Source organism: Shewanella sp. SR1, from assembly GCF_020447145.1.
In the GTDB taxonomy this organism is placed as follows: Bacteria; Pseudomonadota; Gammaproteobacteria; order Enterobacterales; family Shewanellaceae; genus Shewanella; species Shewanella baltica.
On sequence record NZ_JAJAEF010000043.1, the window covers coordinates 1 to 17,041 of the forward strand.

The 17,041-nt window shown below is 43.7% G+C and carries 15 protein-coding genes and 1 pseudogene; 7 read left to right on the forward strand and 9 right to left on the reverse strand.

Annotated features, from left to right (window positions below; all coding sequences use genetic code 11):
• Window positions 1-113: 113 nt before the first annotated feature.
• Window positions 114-902, reverse strand: a pseudogene (locus KV201_RS21725) (ISAs1 family transposase); the annotation flags it as partial.
• 995 nt (window positions 903-1,897) lie between these two features.
• Here KV201_RS21725 and KV201_RS21730 point away from each other — a divergent pair.
• The 5 genes from KV201_RS21730 to KV201_RS21750 are packed head-to-tail and all read left to right on the forward strand — an operon-like array spanning window position 1,898 to window position 10,342.
• Window positions 1,898-2,308 carry a DUF6088 family protein gene (locus tag KV201_RS21730; RefSeq protein WP_011711497.1) on the forward strand — a complete coding sequence of 137 codons (411 nt, stop codon included), beginning with the start codon at window positions 1,898-1,900 and terminating at the stop codon, window positions 2,306-2,308.
• Entirely contained in the window at window positions 2,305-3,246 is a 942-nt protein-coding gene (locus tag KV201_RS21735) for a nucleotidyl transferase AbiEii/AbiGii toxin family protein (RefSeq protein ID WP_226060552.1), read from the forward strand. The genes KV201_RS21730 and KV201_RS21735 overlap by 4 nt, the downstream gene beginning before the upstream one ends.
• A 7-nt stretch (window positions 3,247-3,253) precedes the next feature.
• Window positions 3,254-5,863: a type I restriction-modification system subunit M gene (locus tag KV201_RS21740; RefSeq protein WP_226060554.1), complete on the forward strand. Its 2,610-nt coding sequence runs from the start codon at window positions 3,254-3,256 to the stop codon at window positions 5,861-5,863.
• Between the two features lies 1 nt (window position 5,864).
• Window positions 5,865-7,073 (forward strand): restriction endonuclease subunit S, encoded by a 1,209-nt coding sequence (locus KV201_RS21745; protein WP_226060556.1) that lies wholly within the window; start codon window positions 5,865-5,867, stop codon window positions 7,071-7,073.
• 14 nt (window positions 7,074-7,087) lie between these two features.
• On the forward strand, window positions 7,088-10,342 hold the full coding sequence (locus KV201_RS21750; protein WP_226060558.1) for a type I restriction endonuclease subunit R: 3,255 nt from the start codon (window positions 7,088-7,090) through the stop codon (window positions 10,340-10,342).
• 417 nt (window positions 10,343-10,759) lie between these two features.
• Here the strand turns inward: KV201_RS21750 and KV201_RS21755 are convergent, their stop codons facing one another.
• From KV201_RS21755 to KV201_RS21785, 7 genes are all read right to left on the reverse strand, one after another.
• A complete protein-coding gene (locus KV201_RS21755; protein WP_226060560.1) occupies window positions 10,760-11,308 on the reverse strand; it encodes a DUF1524 domain-containing protein in 549 nt (182 codons plus the stop codon).
• Between the two features lie 10 nt (window positions 11,309-11,318).
• Window positions 11,319-11,627, reverse strand: a complete 309-nt coding sequence (locus tag KV201_RS21760; RefSeq protein ID WP_208660757.1) for a hypothetical protein — start codon at window positions 11,625-11,627, stop codon at window positions 11,319-11,321.
• Between the two features lie 22 nt (window positions 11,628-11,649).
• Window positions 11,650-12,546 (reverse strand): hypothetical protein, encoded by an 897-nt coding sequence (locus KV201_RS21765; protein ID WP_218738939.1) that lies wholly within the window; start codon window positions 12,544-12,546, stop codon window positions 11,650-11,652.
• A gap of 11 nt (window positions 12,547-12,557) precedes the next feature.
• Window positions 12,558-13,205: a recombinase RecT gene (locus KV201_RS21770; RefSeq protein WP_011711517.1), complete on the reverse strand. Its 648-nt coding sequence runs from the start codon at window positions 13,203-13,205 to the stop codon at window positions 12,558-12,560.
• Between the two features lie 13 nt (window positions 13,206-13,218).
• On the reverse strand, window positions 13,219-13,941 hold the full coding sequence (locus KV201_RS21775; RefSeq protein WP_011711518.1) for a recombinase RecT: 723 nt from the start codon (window positions 13,939-13,941) through the stop codon (window positions 13,219-13,221).
• Window positions 13,942-14,018: 77 nt separating this feature from the next.
• Entirely contained in the window at window positions 14,019-14,282 is a 264-nt protein-coding gene (locus tag KV201_RS21780) for a hypothetical protein (protein ID WP_041413303.1), read from the reverse strand.
• A gap of 13 nt (window positions 14,283-14,295) precedes the next feature.
• Window positions 14,296-14,997 (reverse strand): hypothetical protein, encoded by a 702-nt coding sequence (locus KV201_RS21785; RefSeq protein WP_011711519.1) that lies wholly within the window; start codon window positions 14,995-14,997, stop codon window positions 14,296-14,298.
• 71 nt (window positions 14,998-15,068) lie between these two features.
• Here KV201_RS21785 and KV201_RS21790 point away from each other — a divergent pair, with 71 nt between their 5' ends.
• On the forward strand, window positions 15,069-15,599 hold the full coding sequence (locus KV201_RS21790; protein ID WP_086903608.1) for a lytic transglycosylase domain-containing protein: 531 nt from the start codon (window positions 15,069-15,071) through the stop codon (window positions 15,597-15,599).
• Between the two features lie 83 nt (window positions 15,600-15,682).
• On the opposite strand, the gene KV201_RS21795 is transcribed toward KV201_RS21790, so the two are convergent.
• Window positions 15,683-16,759 carry a transposase gene (locus KV201_RS21795; RefSeq protein WP_226060561.1) on the reverse strand — a complete coding sequence of 359 codons (1,077 nt, stop codon included), beginning with the start codon at window positions 16,757-16,759 and terminating at the stop codon, window positions 15,683-15,685.
• A 70-nt stretch (window positions 16,760-16,829) separates the two neighbouring features.
• Between KV201_RS21795 and KV201_RS22675 the strand changes: the two genes are divergently transcribed.
• Complete coding sequence (locus KV201_RS22675; protein WP_226060563.1) at window positions 16,830-16,961, forward strand: transposase; 132 nt, start codon at window positions 16,830-16,832, stop codon at window positions 16,959-16,961.
• Window positions 16,962-17,041: the final 80 nt, after the last annotated feature.

Genomic DNA, 17,041 nt, shown 5'->3' on the forward strand with positions numbered 1-17,041 from the left:
AGTTGATTGTTTTATATTGAGGTTTTGACACGATTGATGGGCGAGTTGATGGGCTATGTCGATCAGATCACCAGCTATGGTTTTAGTTCAACTGATTTAGGAAACAAAGCCTGCCGATAACTCAAACACATGCCTAATGTGTTCAATTTAATCCACTTAGGAAAATTATCTTGGAGCTGGTTTGCTGGCATTACATAGTAGGCTCTTGCCTCGATACGGCCTCTATTTTTCTCGATAACGAGTCCATCAAGAGGATTGCTTCGCGCTTCACTGAAAGCAGAAATGATTGCCTCATGCAAGCAACCTTGGTTCGCCTTCACTGCAAGTAGATAGTCCCCTCCTTGATTTACAATCTGCGTTGCAATCTCTGTCTGGCAACCCATAGCGTCGATTGATACCAGTGCTCCTTCCACATCTAACAACTGGAGCAACTCTGGGATTGCGGTTATCTCATTGGATTTATTGTCAGTTTTTACTTGCCCCAGTACCACTTTATTGGCACAGGCAAACGCATTGACCATATGAATGGTTGAGCGCCGATCTTCACGGTTGTATGAGGCTCGAAGCGTTTTACCATCGATAGCAATAAGATTACCATCACTCAACTCATGGACGGCTCGCATCCAATTGGCGAAGCACAGTCGGAACTGTTCCGGCTCAATACGAGAGATAATACGTGCAATGGTGTCATCGACAGGGACACCTTCGGTCAGAATTCCCTTTTCTTTAAACCAATTATGGTGCCCGACAGCATAATCGTGGATCTCAGACCAACCTTCGGCGCCAGCAATCACACCACACAGAGTGACGAACAATACATCATGCAACGGGTAAGTCACTTTGGCAGATTGTCGGCTGTCAGCAATCGAGTTGAAATGTGATGTGAAGGCTTCAAGGTACATGCTCTTATGCTCTCTATAAGAAAAAGAGAGCATAAGATCATAATCGATGCCGTCCGTCAAATTTAGCTCAAAACGGTTAAAATATATTCACGATCTCGCCCTGGTTTAAGTAAGGTTTTACTTTGGGAAATTGAAAATAGAAGTGTTGAAAACTTGGATGTACAAGTACTTCATGTCATTTTTAAAGAATTAGATATCACTTGCGATGATGCCTTGGGGAACTGTATTCGAGATGCTGATTTTCTTTAATGATTACATTTTCTAGTAACATAACGCAGAAAATTTTGCATGTTAATAACTGTTAAAGTGCATTTTTCGCGTGTTTTAGCGCTTAATCAACGTGTTTTGTGCATGATCGTAACAGATTCATGCAAAACTAAGTTTATGCAGCACAATATGCATAAATAGTCACATATCTATCAGTCTTTAATGTTTCACTCTTAATCAGCAAAGAAAACGCAATAGCATGGCTAAAGAGTAAGTAACTCGCTTTGGGACAAGAATCAGTTAGTGCTTAGGCTCTAAAATTCGATTTTAGCATTACCATTAGTAATGAATATCCTCAGAAAGTGAGATTGTTATTTAATAAATGGGATGGACAAACGCAATGCATCGAAAAGGCCCAAACCTTAGGTAAATGCCTTGGACGTTTGCTTGTTCATCAATTAAGGAAAAATAAGCGGTTCGATTAAGGGACAAGCTCGTCACACGTGCAAAGCCTGCTTAAATGCAATCGTTCGACCATTGCTAAAGCGGCCAAGTTGAGCGGGCTTGGGTAGTCACAATTTTTTTATAGATGTTAGCTGCTGTATCCCAAAGTAGGTGAGAGTCGCAGTAACTTATAGGTGGATATGAATATAATAAGTATTCTAATTTATTAATCATAAACTTAGGTAAATATAAGTGCCGTATTAAATGTTAATAGGATGCCGTATTTATTCCTATTACTCTCACATTAAGCTATACTCGCGCTATTGTAGAGTAAGGAGGTTTAAATGGCCGCTGTTGACAGTATCTTTCAAAAGATAAAGCGTTCTAGACGCTACGTTTTCGAACGCAAAGACTTTGACGGCATTGCTAGCTATGACCAAATTGGCCGATCGCTTAATCAGTTAATGGATAGAGGCGAGATAATGAAGCTTGGCTATGGCTTATACACGAAAGCGCGAGTAAACAGCCTGACAGGACGTTTAATGCCGTCGTGTCCAGGTGGTAGCGATGCACTTATGCGTGAAATATTAAAAATGAAAGACATCGATTTCGAGATAGATAATCTGTCCTTACAAAGTCTTTCCGGTAAAAACACCCAAATCCCCTCATCCGTTCATTACTCATGGGATCAAAAACAGTTCAATCGCAAATTGGTTGTTGGTAACAGACTATTAACGCCAGCAAGTAGACCATGAAAAAACTGAAACAACAGTTCTTAGAGGTTTCCGATGCATTAGCGCTCGGAAACCCCGCCATTATTGAAAAAGATTATTGGGTGGTTGCTCTACTTTCTGAGCTTGAACAGTTAACGTTTGAAACTCATCAAATGGTGTTTTCCGGCGGCACCGCACTGGCTAAGTCCAATGTTAAAATACTTAGAATGTCTGAAGACGTGGACATAAAGCCGATCCCCACGCCGCAATTTCAACACCTTAGTCGCGGCAGGAAGAAACAGTACCGAAAAGCGTTAGCAGTAAAAATTGAAACAGCGATTATTGCATCGAACACATTTTCTATCGAAGCTAGATTAGTTCAGGATGAATATCGCTATGTGGAATATGAGCTTAAATATCCGCAACAATTTAGCCAGGCTCCTTGTCTACGCCCAATCATCAAGTTAGAACTGATGGAAACCATTCCACTGCTTGCGCTGGAAACGCGGGGCATCCAATCGTTAGTCGCAGAGCTTTATAAGCTGCCACAAGAAGTGAACGGATTCATCTGCGTATCAGTAAATACCACCTTGGTAGAGAAAGTGCTTTCCATGTTACGCCGCACAATGTCTGTTAAGCGTGATGCAGCCCGAAGCGATGACGTCACTTTAGTTAGGCATATTTACGACGTACACTGTATTCATGCAGCACAGGCCCTTGATAATGAATTACTTGCGCCCCTTTTTCGCGCCATATTAGCAGAAGATATTGCTCGCTTTGGCAACCAACATGCCGAATTCGTCATGGACCCAGCCAATGAGTTACGCCTTGGCTTACAGGAGATAGAAAGCAACCCACTCTTCAGGCAACGCTTTAATGATTTTGTTAAACCCATGGTGTTTAACTCGCAACCCCCCAATTTTGATACGTGCTTTATGTCCTTTAAACATATTGCGACCTCACTCATTCTGACTATTTAGAGCAAACATGAACAAACAACAACTGGCCGCAAAAATCTGGGAATCAGCAAACCAGATGCGCTCAAAAATCGAAGCCAACGAATACAAAGACTACATCTTAGGTTTCATTTTTTACAAGTACCTGAGCGACCAATTAGTTCAGTTTGTCACCAAAGAGGGCATGACACCTGAAGACATTAAAGCCCTAAACGAAGAAGACGCGGACACGGTCAAGTACATTCAAGACAATCTAGGCTATTTCATCGCTTATGATAACTTATTTTCAACATGGATTGCTCCAGAGTCCGACTTCGACGAGTCTAACGTGCGCGATGCGCTATCCGCCTTTAGCCGTTTGATTTCTCCTACCTACAAAAAATTGTTTGAAGGTATTTTCACCACACTCGAAACGGGTCTTAGCAAACTGGGTGAAAGCGCGGGTAAACGTACTAAAGCCATTAGTGACTTACTTCATTTAATCAAAAGTATCCCAATGAACGGTAAGCAAGGCTATGACGTACTGGGTTACATCTATGAATACCTGATTGAAAAATTTGCCGCCAATGCCGGTAAAAAAGCCGGTGAGTTCTATACGCCGCATGAAGTCTCGGTACTGATGTCGCACATCATCGCCCACGAATTAAAACACAAAGACACCATCGAGATTTACGACCCAACGTCGGGCTCGGGTTCGTTACTGATCAATATTGGTGAAGCGGTCGAAAAATACGCCAAAAGCAAAGACAGCATTACCTATTATGCTCAAGAGTTGAAAGCCAATACGTATAACTTGACTCGTATGAACCTGATCATGCGCGGGATTAAAGCCAGCAACATCAAAACCCGTAACGGTGATACCTTAGAAGACGATTGGCCCTACTTTGATGAAAACGACCCGCAAGGCTCTTATCATGCGCTGTATGTGGATGCGGTAGTCTCCAACCCGCCGTACTCACAGCAATGGGACCCAAGCTTTAAAGACAGCGACCCGCGTTATTCGCGTTTTGGTTTAGCGCCCAAAACCAAAGCAGATTTTGCTTTTTTGCTGCACGACCTTTACCACCTAAAACCCGATGGCATTATGACCATTGTCTTGCCCCACGGTGTGTTGTTCCGTGGCGGTGAAGAAGGTGAAATTCGCAAGCAACTGATTGAGCAAAACCACATTGATGCCATTATCGGCTTACCTGCTAATATCTTTTTTGGCACCGGTATTCCTACCGTCATTTTGGTACTCAAACAAAAAAGGCAAAATACCGATGTGCTGATTGTGGATGCTTCCAAGCACTTTGTTAAAGAAGGCAAAAACAACAAACTGCAAGCCAGTGACATCAAGCGCATTGTTGATGCGGTCATTAACCGCAAAAGCATCGAAAAATTCTCGCAAGTCGTGAGTAAAGAAACCCTGCGCGATAACGGCTATAACTTAAATATTCCGCGTTATGTGGATTCTTCACCAGCCGCCGAAAGCTGGGATTTACACGCCACTATGCTCGGTGGCATACCCAATAGCGAGATTGCGCAATTACACCCCTATTGGCAAGCATTCCCACAACTGCACGATGCGCTGTTTGTGGCCAAGTCTGCCGCCTACAGTGAATTAGCCATTGCCAAACAAGACGTTAACGCCACCATTACCCAGCACCCACAAGTTATCGAATTTATCAGCGCTTATAACCAAGCTTTCGCCGGTTTTGATGACTATTTAAACGCTACGCTTATTCAAGGCTGGCAAGCGGTTAATCGCAACCAGCAAGAGCCGCTGTTGAGCGCAGAGCTATTTAATCGCTTAGCGGCCATTGCCCTTATCGACAAATACCAAGCCTATCAATATTTAAACAACCAATGGCAGGTGATAAGTAGCGATTTAGAAATGATGCAAACCGAGGGCTTTACCGCTACTAAGCAAGTTGACCCCAATATCGTTATCAAAAAGAAAGACGGTAAAGACGTAGAAGTACAAGATGGCTGGAAAGGCCACATCATGCCCTTTGAGTTAGTACAAAATACCTATTTGAGTGATGACCTGGCGGCACTGGCAAAACAAGAAGACCGCCTTGCCGAAATTGCCAGCTTGCTTGAGGATATACTCGAATCCCTAAGCGAAGAAGACAAAGAACAAGACACCGTAAAAGACACCAAAGATGGTTTTGCCAGTGCCGAAGTCGCCAAGGCGGCGAAAGCTTTCTTAAAAGAGCAAAAAGACAGTAAAGTTAAATTTGATAAAGAAAGCCCTGAGCCAGAAGAAAGTTACAAAGCCAAAATCATTGCGGCCAATAAACTCATTGATGAAGAAAAAGCCCTGAAAAAAGCGGTAAAAGAAGCCGCCATTGCTCTGCACTTAAAAACCAAAACCACCATCGAAGACTTAACCATTGATCAAGTCAACGAATTGCTGCACTTAAAATGGATCACGCCATTAAGCCAAGAGCTTGCCGCTATGCCCAGTGCCGTGATTACCCAACTCACCAGCCAAGTGCAAGCCCTTGCCGATAAATACGCCGTCACTTATTCGCAAGTAGCGAATGAGATCAAAACCACCGAGCAAGAACTGGCCGACATGATGGGCCAACTCACCGGCAATGAGTTTGATCTGCAAGGTTTGGCTGAACTCACCAACTTATTGAAGGGCGTATAAGATGAGTGTGGAAAAGAATGTGCCTGAGATTCGGTTTAAAGGGTTTAGTGGTGAAGTTTCTACTAAAAACCTTAAAGAGGTGGTAATAACAAATACTTACGGCCCTAGATTTAATGCCAATGATTATGACTGCAATGGTAACGTAAAAACAATTAGAGGAACTGATATATCTATAGATGGAAGAGTTTTATACAACCAAGTACCGCTAGCGAGTTTAGATGTAAATTTTATTAAAGAGCATATATTAGAAGATGGCGATTTAGTGATGATTACGACTGCTGATTGTGGTCTCACGGGGTTATTTGAAAAGCAAACAGATAAATATATTTGTAGTGCTTATGCAGTAAAGGTAACTTTGGATCAAGAATTGGCCTCGCCTCTGTATTTTAAGTATTTCTTCCAAACTACGCTTGCAAAAACTGAGATTAATAAATTCATTAGAAAAGCCACTGTAGCAAACCTACCAGCTTCAGCTATTTTACAAATAGCACATAAGATACCTTGCAAACCAGAACAAACCGCCATCGGCAACACCTTCCAAAAACTCGATATCCTAATCAACCAGCATCAACAAAAGCACGACAAGCTCAGCAGCATTAAAAAAGCCATGCTGGAAAAAATGTTCCCTAAACAAGGCGAAACCACCCCAGAAATCCGCTTTAAAGGGTTTAGTGGGGAGTGGGAGGAAAAAGAGTTTTCATCTATAGCAACCAGAGTATCGACACAGCAGCAAAGTAGCTGTCTTCCCTGTGTTGAATATGAAGATATCGTTGCAGGGGAAGGCCGCCTCAACAAAGATATTTTTCAGAAGACAATTTTTAAAGCAGGCTTAAAATTTGAAGTCAATGATGTGCTTTTTGGAAAGTTGCGTCCATATCTAAGAAACTGGTTGCTTGCTGACTTTAATGGAATTGCAGTTGGTGATTTTTGGATATTACGTGCTGAAACTGTCGCAAACACATTCCTATTTTATTTAATTCAAACCAATAGATTTGAATTGATTTCTAACCTATCAGCTGGTTCAAAAATGCCTCGTTCAGACTGGGGACTGGTCTCAAAATCAAGCTTTTATGTGCCAATGGATACTTCCGAAAGCCAAAAGATCGGCAATTACTTCCAAAAACTAGATGCGCTGATCAACCAACACCAACAACAAATCACCAAGCTCAATCACATCAAGCAGGCCTGCTTGAGCAAAATGTTTGTTTAGCAGGGAGCACAACCATGACCACCTTTAAAACCGAAGCACAATTTGAGCAGGCATTTATCGAGGTGCTTACTCATAAGGGATGGGAGCCTGAGGTACTAAAAAACAAAACCGAAGCGGACTTACTGCAAAACTGGGCGAACATTTTATTTGAAAACAATCGCCAGCAAGATCGCTTGAACGACGTGCCACTGACGGCAACGGAAATGCAGCAGATTATTGAGCAGATCAAAGAGCTAAAAACACCGCTTAAACTCAATGGGTTAATTAACGGCAAAACGGTAGCCATTAAGCGCGATAACCCCGCCGATGCCTTGCATCTTGGCAAAGAAGTCAGCCTAAAAATCTATGATCGCCAGGAAATTGCTGCTGGTCAAAGCCGTTACCAAATCGTCCAGCAGCCGAAATTTGAACGCGGCAGCCCACTGCGTAATGACAGACGTGGTGATGTGCTGTTACTGATTAACGGTATGCCGGTCATTCATGTTGAACTTAAACGCAGTGGCGTGCCAGTTAGCCAAGCGGTTAACCAAATCGAAAAGTATTCCAAAGAAGGTATTTTTAGTGGGCTGTTTTCACTCATTCAAGTGTTTGTCGCGATGGAGCCTAATGAGGCCAAATACTTTGCTAACCCAGGGCTAGATGGCAAGTTTAATCCAGATTACCAATTCAATTGGGCCGATTTTAACAACGAGCCCATGAACCATTGGAAAGATATTGCCTCGACACTGTTATCCATTCCCATGGCGCACCAGTTGATTGGCTTTTACACCGTTGCCGATGATACCGACGGTGTGCTTAAAGTGATGCGCAGTTATCAATATTACGCCGCCAATGCGATATCGGATAAGGTAGCCAAAACCAACTGGCAACAATTGGGTAGCGCTGCTAATAACCCAGACCGCTTGGGCGGCTATGTGTGGCATACCACAGGTTCGGGCAAAACCATGACCAGCTTTAAATCAGCACAGCTCATTGCCCAATCAAAAGATGCCGATAAAGTCATTTTTTTGATGGATCGCATTGAACTAGGTACTCAGTCGCTGGCGGAATATCGTAATTTTGCAGGCGATGGTGAAGATGTACAAGCCACCGAAAATACCCATGTATTGGTAACCAAGTTAAAAAGCACGTCCCCAGCCGATACCCTAATTGTTAGCTCTATTCAAAAAATGAGTAATATTTTTGAAGACGTCTCCAGCGACAAAGAGCAGGATGAAGGCACTGCAACGCTTGTATCTACAAATACAGCAGATATTGAAAAAATCCGCGCTAAACGCTTGGTATTTATTATTGACGAGGCGCACCGTTCAACGTTTGGCGATATGCTGATCATTATTAAGCGCACCTTTCCTCGCGCCTTGTTTTTTGGTTTTACTGGCACTCCGATCCAAGAAGAAAATGAAAAAAGCGGCAATACTACCAGTACCGTATTTGGCAATGAGTTGCACCGCTACAGCATAGCTGATGGTATTCGCGATGGTAACGTACTCGGCTTTGATCCCTATAAAGTGCCTACTTTTAGGGACGGTGACTTAAGGCAGGCTGTTGCCCTAGAGCAAGCTAAGGCGGGATCTGTAGCGGAAGTAATGGATAATCCTGCCAAAAAGAAAAAATTTAATTATTTTATGAATGAAGTGCCGATGGCTGGCTACAAAGACGCTACAGGTAAATACTTCAAAGGTATTGAAGATTACGTACCTAAAAGTCAGTACCTAAGCGAGACTCACCAAGCCAAAGTGGTAGAAGATATTCTGCACAAATGGGATGTGCTAAGCCAAGGCAATAAGTTTCATGCGATTTTGGCTACTAACAGTATTGCTGAAGCCATTGATTATTACCGTCTGCTAAAGGCTGCTAAGCCTGATTTAAAAGTATCAGCACTGTTTGATCCTAACATTGATAATGACGGCAGTGGCGACCGAGGGCCAACATTTAAAGGTGATGGCTTGGATGAGATTATGCGTGACTATAATGCGCGTTATGGCCACGATTTTGATTTTGCCCGTCATGCAGCATTTAAGAAAGATCTAGCCGCACGCCTTGCTCACAAAAAACCTTATGAGCGTATTCATACCGATCCTACAAAACAGTTGGATTTATTGATTGTTGTAGACCAAATGCTCACCGGTTTTGACTCCAAGTGGCTGAATGTCTTGTATTTAGATAAGGTAATTAAATACCAAAACATCATCCAAGCGTTCTCTCGTACCAATCGATTGTTTGGCCCCGATAAGCCTCATGGTGTTATCCGTTACTATCGTTACCCACATACGATGGAGCAACATATTAACGATGCGGTAAAACTATACTCTGGCGACAGACCCATTGGGTTATTTGTTGATAGGCTAGAAAGTAACTTAGAAGCAATGAATGAACTATTCGGTGATATTACCGAGTTGTTCATTAGTGCCGGTGTGGCAAATTTTGAAAAACTGCCAGAAGATGTTGAGGCGTGCGCAAAGTTTGCTGAACTATTTAAAGTATTTAACCAGCATCTAGAAGCCGCGAAGGTACAAGGTTTACATTGGAAGCAGTCGGTTTATAGATTCACGACGGACACTTCAACAGGCGAAAATGGCACTGAACATGAGGTTACTCTCGCCATTAATGAACAAACCTATCTGAGCCTTGCGCTGCGTTATAAAGAGCTCGCATCAAAAGGTGATGGTGGTGCGGGTGGCGGAGATGTGCCTTTTGATATTAGTGGCTATTTGACGGAAATCGACACAGGAAAGATTGATGCCGACTATATGAATAGTCGCTTCGATAAATATTTAAAAGAGCTAAATCAGCATAATGATCAAGCCAGCATTGAACTTACGCTCAACGAACTGCACAAGTCATTTTCTTCACTGACGCAAGCTGAACAAAAATACGCCAAGCTTTTCTTACATGATTTACAGCGTGGCGATGCAAAGTTAATAGAAGGCCATACTTTCAGAGATTACATCAACACCTACAAAGACAATGCTGAAAATGCCCAGATTAATGCCATTGTTAATGCGTTAGGTTTAGATAAAAGCCAGCTTATTAGCTTATTAAACGATAGTGTTAATGAGAAAAATCTTAATAATTTCGGTCGCTTTGACGCGCTTAAAGACACTGTTAATAAGGCAAAAGCCAAAGTTTATTTTGAAAAATTAGATGGCGTAACCATTCCACCTTTTAAGCTCAATATCCGAATCGATCAGTTTCTAAAACAGTTTATTTTTGCTCAGGCAGATGATCTTTTAAATGAAATTTATGAAGATGTTACTGAGATGATTTAATGCCTTACAATCCGGCCTTTAGTATTACCCAATCACACTTAAGCAGGTTGCAGAGATCAGTGAAACGATCGGTCGTTTAAGTGCGCGTATTGAACAGGCGCAGGCACTCCGGCTGCGTTGTGTCAACCGTATCCGTACGGTGCAAGGCTCGTTGGCGATTAAGGGCAACACCTCCTTAGGCGAGGCGTAAAACACCGTCAAAAGAGGTGCTTGAAGTAAAAACCGCATTACGAAAAGTAAGCCTAATCGGAGCATTCTGCGAACACTGAGTGAAAAGAGCTAGCAAGCTTTGGGGCATAAACGATTTAGAAAAGGCAGTACAGCGATGTGAGCGCTGCCTTTCAGTATGATCCTTTAATACTCAGTATCAAACTTAACTTGGTGAAAAGTATTACTCTCCAACAAGTTTGACCACGTTTACCCCCTTTGACACTGAGCTACCAGCGCCAGCGCCCGTGGTTCTTCTTTAGTGAAATATTTTAGATGATACGTTTTCATGATCCGGTAAAATCGCAAGATATACTGACACTGATTGGTGGGCGGTAACCACTCGGTGATCCCCGCAGATCCTTTTTCTTTATTCAATCCCTTTTCGACTACCTGCAGATTTCTCACATCGTTTGCGAACATCTCACGCTGATAGCGATCCCAATATTTACCGCCTCGGGCATGGGCATAGCCAAGCGGTACAGTGTGATCCACATCGAGTGCAAAGGGATCGAGATAGATTTGCCCCGTCCAAGGTGACACCCATCTTCCCCGAGTCACGGTTTTACCATCACGGCTAAAACTTGGTTTAACCGTGGATTGTGTAGCGAGTAAGTCGTGGCGCGTATTGAGACCATTGCCATCCAGATCACTCCAATGCGGGTAATCTTCACGGTGATACTTCAGGTCGGCCGCAGCCAAACCGTTAGTCATGGACAAGGAAAGCATAAGTAATGCGAGTGAACTCAGCCTGGTCATACTAGGCGCCTTATTGGTTAAACAGTGATTGAACAACAAACGGGTCTGGCTCAAGCTCAAAATCATCCCCCTTCATTGTAGCCGTGCCGCTTAGACACACGATTTTGTGGCATGAATCGCAGATACCGATTCCACGATAGAGAATGTCACTCTCTACGAGATGAATACTGCCCCTAACTAATTCATCCTTAAATTCTTCACCACACTTACACTCCATCTTAAACTCACTGACAATCTTTCCACTGCCTAGCGTTAGAGGGAATTGGCTCGCAAATGGCTGATGCTGCCCCATATATACTTTGATTTGCTTTGCGTTCACGTTGACCTCTCTTGATGTCCAATCACTCTGACAGATACTTCCAACGAAGCAATTTTTTACCTTTTAGAATGAGCTCTACATCGTACAAACCAGAGTCTCTTAAACCCGCCAAACCCTGTAACGTGTTCCCCATAATTTCTTTTGTCTGGTTCGATTTCACCACAGTCCCAATCGCCACGACTCGGCGCTGTAAGGCGCTAACTTTACTCAGCACTTCATAGGCTGTCGGCATCTTGGCCAGCACTTCGATATTTGGCAAAGGAGCCATCACCGGCACTCGAATATCAACCGAGGGCAAATGACGCAGCGCAGCGAGTGATCGCCCTGCAGCAGCTTTACGCGCATTCAGACTTGGGGTTAACTTGGGCGATAATGGCTCCCCATCCTCTGCCACGTCCAAAATGAGATAACCGCTATTTGATTCCTCAAACATCGCTGACGAGACTTGCTCTTGGCCCACAAACCAGGCAATCAATTTGGTGCAAACATGGAAGCTCTCACAGTTATGCGTGGTTAATACACTTAACTTTCCCTGATCTTTAACCAGCGTAAAAATCTGGCTAGTACCGCTCTCTACAATCCAATCACCGGCACAGATTTCCGGCACTGACTTCAGGATCTCTAATTGCTCACTCGCTTTGGTCGCTGGCAGCGGCAACGTCCCTTCTTGTAAGAAGTAAGCCCCTAACTGGATATAATGCTGAGTCCACACCGCGAATCGATTTTGAATGACCTCCCACACGGAGTTGTCGTCACGCGAGATCACTTCCAGCGCTTTCACGCCTTGATTCACCGAATTAGTGGCAATGGTTATCGAGTCATGTTCAACATACGCCTCAACGGTGAAAGTCGATGTCACGTTAGACGCAATCGTGAAGGGTGTTTTTAAACGGGTTGTCGGCTTTACTTGTAATTCCATTTTCTTGCCTCTTAAGCCGCTTCAGACCATGCTTTTTCGGACAGTCTCACTGTTTTAGCTAAGATCATCCCTACAAAAAATTCATTCCAAGCTCTTGTGGCCACCTGACGATGTTCAAAGGTCGTCATGAGATCATCAAAGGTGAAATGTGTTACGCAAACACCACCACCTGCAAGCTCTGCCACGCAGTAGGCACCACGGATATTTCCACGATTCTTGCTAAATGGGTCATATTGGTGGCGAGGTGGAGTAAAAGAGTCAATCCACTGAAAATCATCGGCTTCATACACAATCACAGGTCGTGCAGAACGGATGATCCCCGCCTTTGCCGCCGCGTCACGGTAACCACGGTATGTCCAGCACAGTTGCACCCCTAACCAACCACTATCGTAGTAAGCCCCTAACAGAATAGATGCCTGCTTGCGGTTCGGATTGAGGCTGATTTGTGCTTGTGTCAACTCAGTCATGACATCAAAAACGCTATGAATATTTACCCAGCCAATTTGGGATGGATTGAGCATTAACAGGCGCTGCAACTGAGCAAATAAAATGTTTAGCTCCGAGTACGGAAAATTGTTATTAGGGTATGCAGTATTAAATTCGACACAGAGATGTTGAACGTAGTGTGCGGCATCTGCCGAGGTGTATCTGGTACTCATAAAAACCTCTAGTTTAGTCAAATAGTGCATCGAAACGACATGCTGATGTTTCTACCACGCCAGCAGCCATAAACTTTGTTTTCTTGGTCGGTGCTTCAATTTTGCGGATTGGCCTTAACGCCTCACAATGCGCCGTAAGGGTGTTATAAAAGCCGTCAAATGCAGTGATCGCGACATGGTTTAATAGGCGCCAAAGCGCTTGCTTCTTTACCATTTCATCGACGTAGATTGATTGCCAAACCTCTGAACCGTTCTCAGCTACAGATTCCAGTTCAATTTGGTCAATCTCAAAGGACACGTATTCGCCTGATGGCAATAGCGCTGAAGCAATACCGCCACGCAATTCGCCACGTTTAGGTGATAAGCCAACCAAGCTGACCAGTGGCATTCTGTCGTTAAAAACTCGAATAGAGTCCCCTTCTCGAATGGCCCATGCCTGATATGCTTGAATTTCACCCGATTGCAGCGCTAAATCCAGACCGCCGATATAGGTCAGTTTGGTTTCAATCTGACCTTCGTCATTCAGCGCCAAATACAGCAGATTTTCACCTGGGCTCCATGACAAGCCTGTCGCAGCGTAAACACTGAGCATGTAGGCTTCTAACTGGTCTCTGGGAAGGTCAAAACCCGATTCATCGATAACATACTGAATATGCATTTTTTCGATGTTTATCTCAGGAACGGTCACTTGCCGATTGTTGGCTATAGCTAACTGTATGTACTGACTCGCTTTCATAACGTAATCGCTTTGTTTTTACTGTTATGAGTATTAAGCCACACACTTTTTTTCTGGCAAATTTTTGGAATATTTCTTTATAAACAAGCCACTTGATTTGTGGTTGTCGCGGCGATCATGGTGTGCATCCATGAAAACTGGCTGACTGAACAGGCTTCAAATCCCACAATCTGACCTCTTTCACGACATAATTTCACCAGTCGTCCTCGGTCAATTAGGTACACAATTGCAGGCATTTTCGCTTCCGGCAAAAATTCTGAGATATAGGTCGCAGGGATTCGGTTGGACGTTAGATTTTCTAAAACGATGTAAAGGTCATTGATATGCAAAACTGACAGCATAGGTACTCCTTAACTACTCTCTGCCAAATTTGATTTTCTCGGAGGATGTCAGTTGGTTCCAACCTATCATTTTGGCCATGGGAAGGGGCTCTGCATCTACGAGATACTTACGCTGATTACTTTGTTCGGCGTTCACTTCATTGTCTTGGCCTGGCTTCTGTATAGTGGTAATGCTCGTGAGTGGAATAGTGCCAAAAATTGACTCTCTTTCGTAGAATAAGCAGCTTACGTGAGCCTTGCTGTCCTCTTTAATTCCGCCAGTGGTCTCAGCCATATACCCGTCAATAACGACAGCGCAGTCAGGGTAATCAGTAAACACGAGGCTGATTTTAAATTTTGTATCGTCGGCAAGGTAAGTGGTCACCCCATCGAATTGCACAGTCAAATTCGACTTGGCCACAGGATTGGCTGCAGCCAATGTGTCGAGTGAGCGAATAGAAACATTGACAGGATCAGTTAACAACGCGTTGTCTGCATTACTCGCCAGTTTGTACCACAAGATAAATCTATCGACACCGCCGGAATACATAAAATACGCCAGGACAGATACCGACACCACGGAGACAATTACCGGATCAAGACCTCTCCGTTTGCGAGAGTTATCCGCAAGCGATTTGTTTTTTAGCTTGTTTTTAAGCGAATCTAAAAAACTGAATTTGTTGGCTTTAATATTCTTAACCAATGATTCCAAAATCGTTGCGCCGCTGAATGCCATTCGAATGCTTCTCTAATAAATATCTCGTGTTATACTCGCCGATATTACACATTTTTTTAAACACAAACAACATGTCAACTATTGCAGATTTGAACGACACTTACTTAAGTAATGGCTATCGAGTACCCCAGCAGGAACTTGAGTTTTGTATTGCTAAAGCTGCTCGGCCTATCGACCCAGACTTATTACTCGCGGTACTGGTTGCTGAGGGCGGCAGACGTGGGGCGATTGTTCAGAATAAGAATGGTTCGTTTGATCTGGGCGTTGGTCAAATCAACACGATTCAGTATACGGAGACATGGTTTAAGTCGCGCTACCCTGATTGGCGTCAAGTGGCCCAGGATACGTGTACAGGCGTTGCTGCTGCCGCTGACGTATTGCTGCGCCGTATGTCAGAATTGAACGTAGGTCAGTCGGTGTGGGAGGCGGTTGGTCATTACAACTCTAAAACTGCCACGGTAAAAATCCAATACTTACAGAATGTAATGCAGATTTATACCAGACTTTCACAGAACAAGGGGACTGAATATCGTCCTTGGATGACCATTACCCACAAGCAAAAGCACTTCTTTACTTGGAGTAATAGAGAATCAGAGCGCTAATTGACTGCTCCCCTCCCTAGAAGGACGGGGTTTCTCGCGGGATTTAGATGAAAGTAAGAGATTGACATCCTCCCTCCACTAAATCAGACAAGCTGACTATAGTGGGGGATTCCTACCGCTAGACGGCCATGCCCGGCCGCAAGAATGTTCTTGGCTGCATTGACATCTCTATGCGTAGCACCACAACTGCCACAAGACCATTCTCTTATTCGCAAACCTGCTCTACCTTTCGGACTGCTGGCGGGGATCTCCCCACAGCACGAACAGATTTGGGTTGTGTAACGTTCGTTGACCACTTCAAAAACAACGCCTGCGTGAGCGCATTTATATTCCAGCATTGTTTTGAGCATTCCCCATCCAGCATCTAAAACGGATTTGGCCAGTTTGGTTTTTGTTAAACCTAGGGAATTGACGTTACCAACGAAGATCGCCGCGTTGCTATCGACGAGCTGGCGACTGTATTGGTGCAAATCATCTTTTCTACGATTGCAGATTTTGGCGTGAATCGCCTTGACTCGAGTTTTTTTGTTAGCCCGTTGCGCAATACCTAATTGCTGTTCGAGTTTGCGATATTGCCGACCTACTACCTTATGACCGTTACTATCCGTCGCGGCCTCTTTACAACCAAGGTCTATGCCGACACTGGCTGTCCCTGAGCTTTGCTCTGGCTTTACTTCGACCACAGCGTTAAAGTACCAGCGGCCTTGGGCGTCTTCGTTGAATGACCCTGATTTGAATTGGTATTGAGAGAGGCTATAACTGTCCCATACCTTGAAATAGTGACGATTATGATAGATCTGCCCATTCTTAAAGCTGATGCAATCGCTACGAACAGGAATCCAACCGAGTGATCGCTTTGCTCCACGAGACTTACGCCAGTTCAACTTGGCTTTTTTAAACTGCTTTCTGCGCGTCACGTACTCGTGTCCAATCATTTGGATGGTGGCAGAATTAAGCCCAAGCTCTTTGTTGGCACCCTTGGTGTAATCCTGTAAATCATAACCTGAAAGCCATTTTTGGCGTTCCTTAATGGCGCGGTGAGATAGTTCATTGCAATAATTCCACACTTGATTAACGGCAAAAGCCCATGCATTAAGCGTTTTGACATGCTTATCACGGACTCTAACTTTAAGTGTTTTAGTGTGGATTTTTTTGTTCATACCTGAAAAAATAGCAGTAAATAATATTTGGTGTCAATCGATGAAATCCCATTATCACTGCATTTACGACATGAAGTTTCATTTGGTGTTAGTTACTAAATATCGGCATAAATGCTTCACCGATGAAATGCTTGATGAGCTAGAGGCAATTTTTCAAGCTCAGTGTGAGCACAGGGCTGACGCATCAGTGTTTATACTTTGAACAACCCCATACATTCGAACAAATATTGTTCATTCAGACAGCAGAGCCTGCGCTTGTTGGCCATGCTCAGATTACGTGAC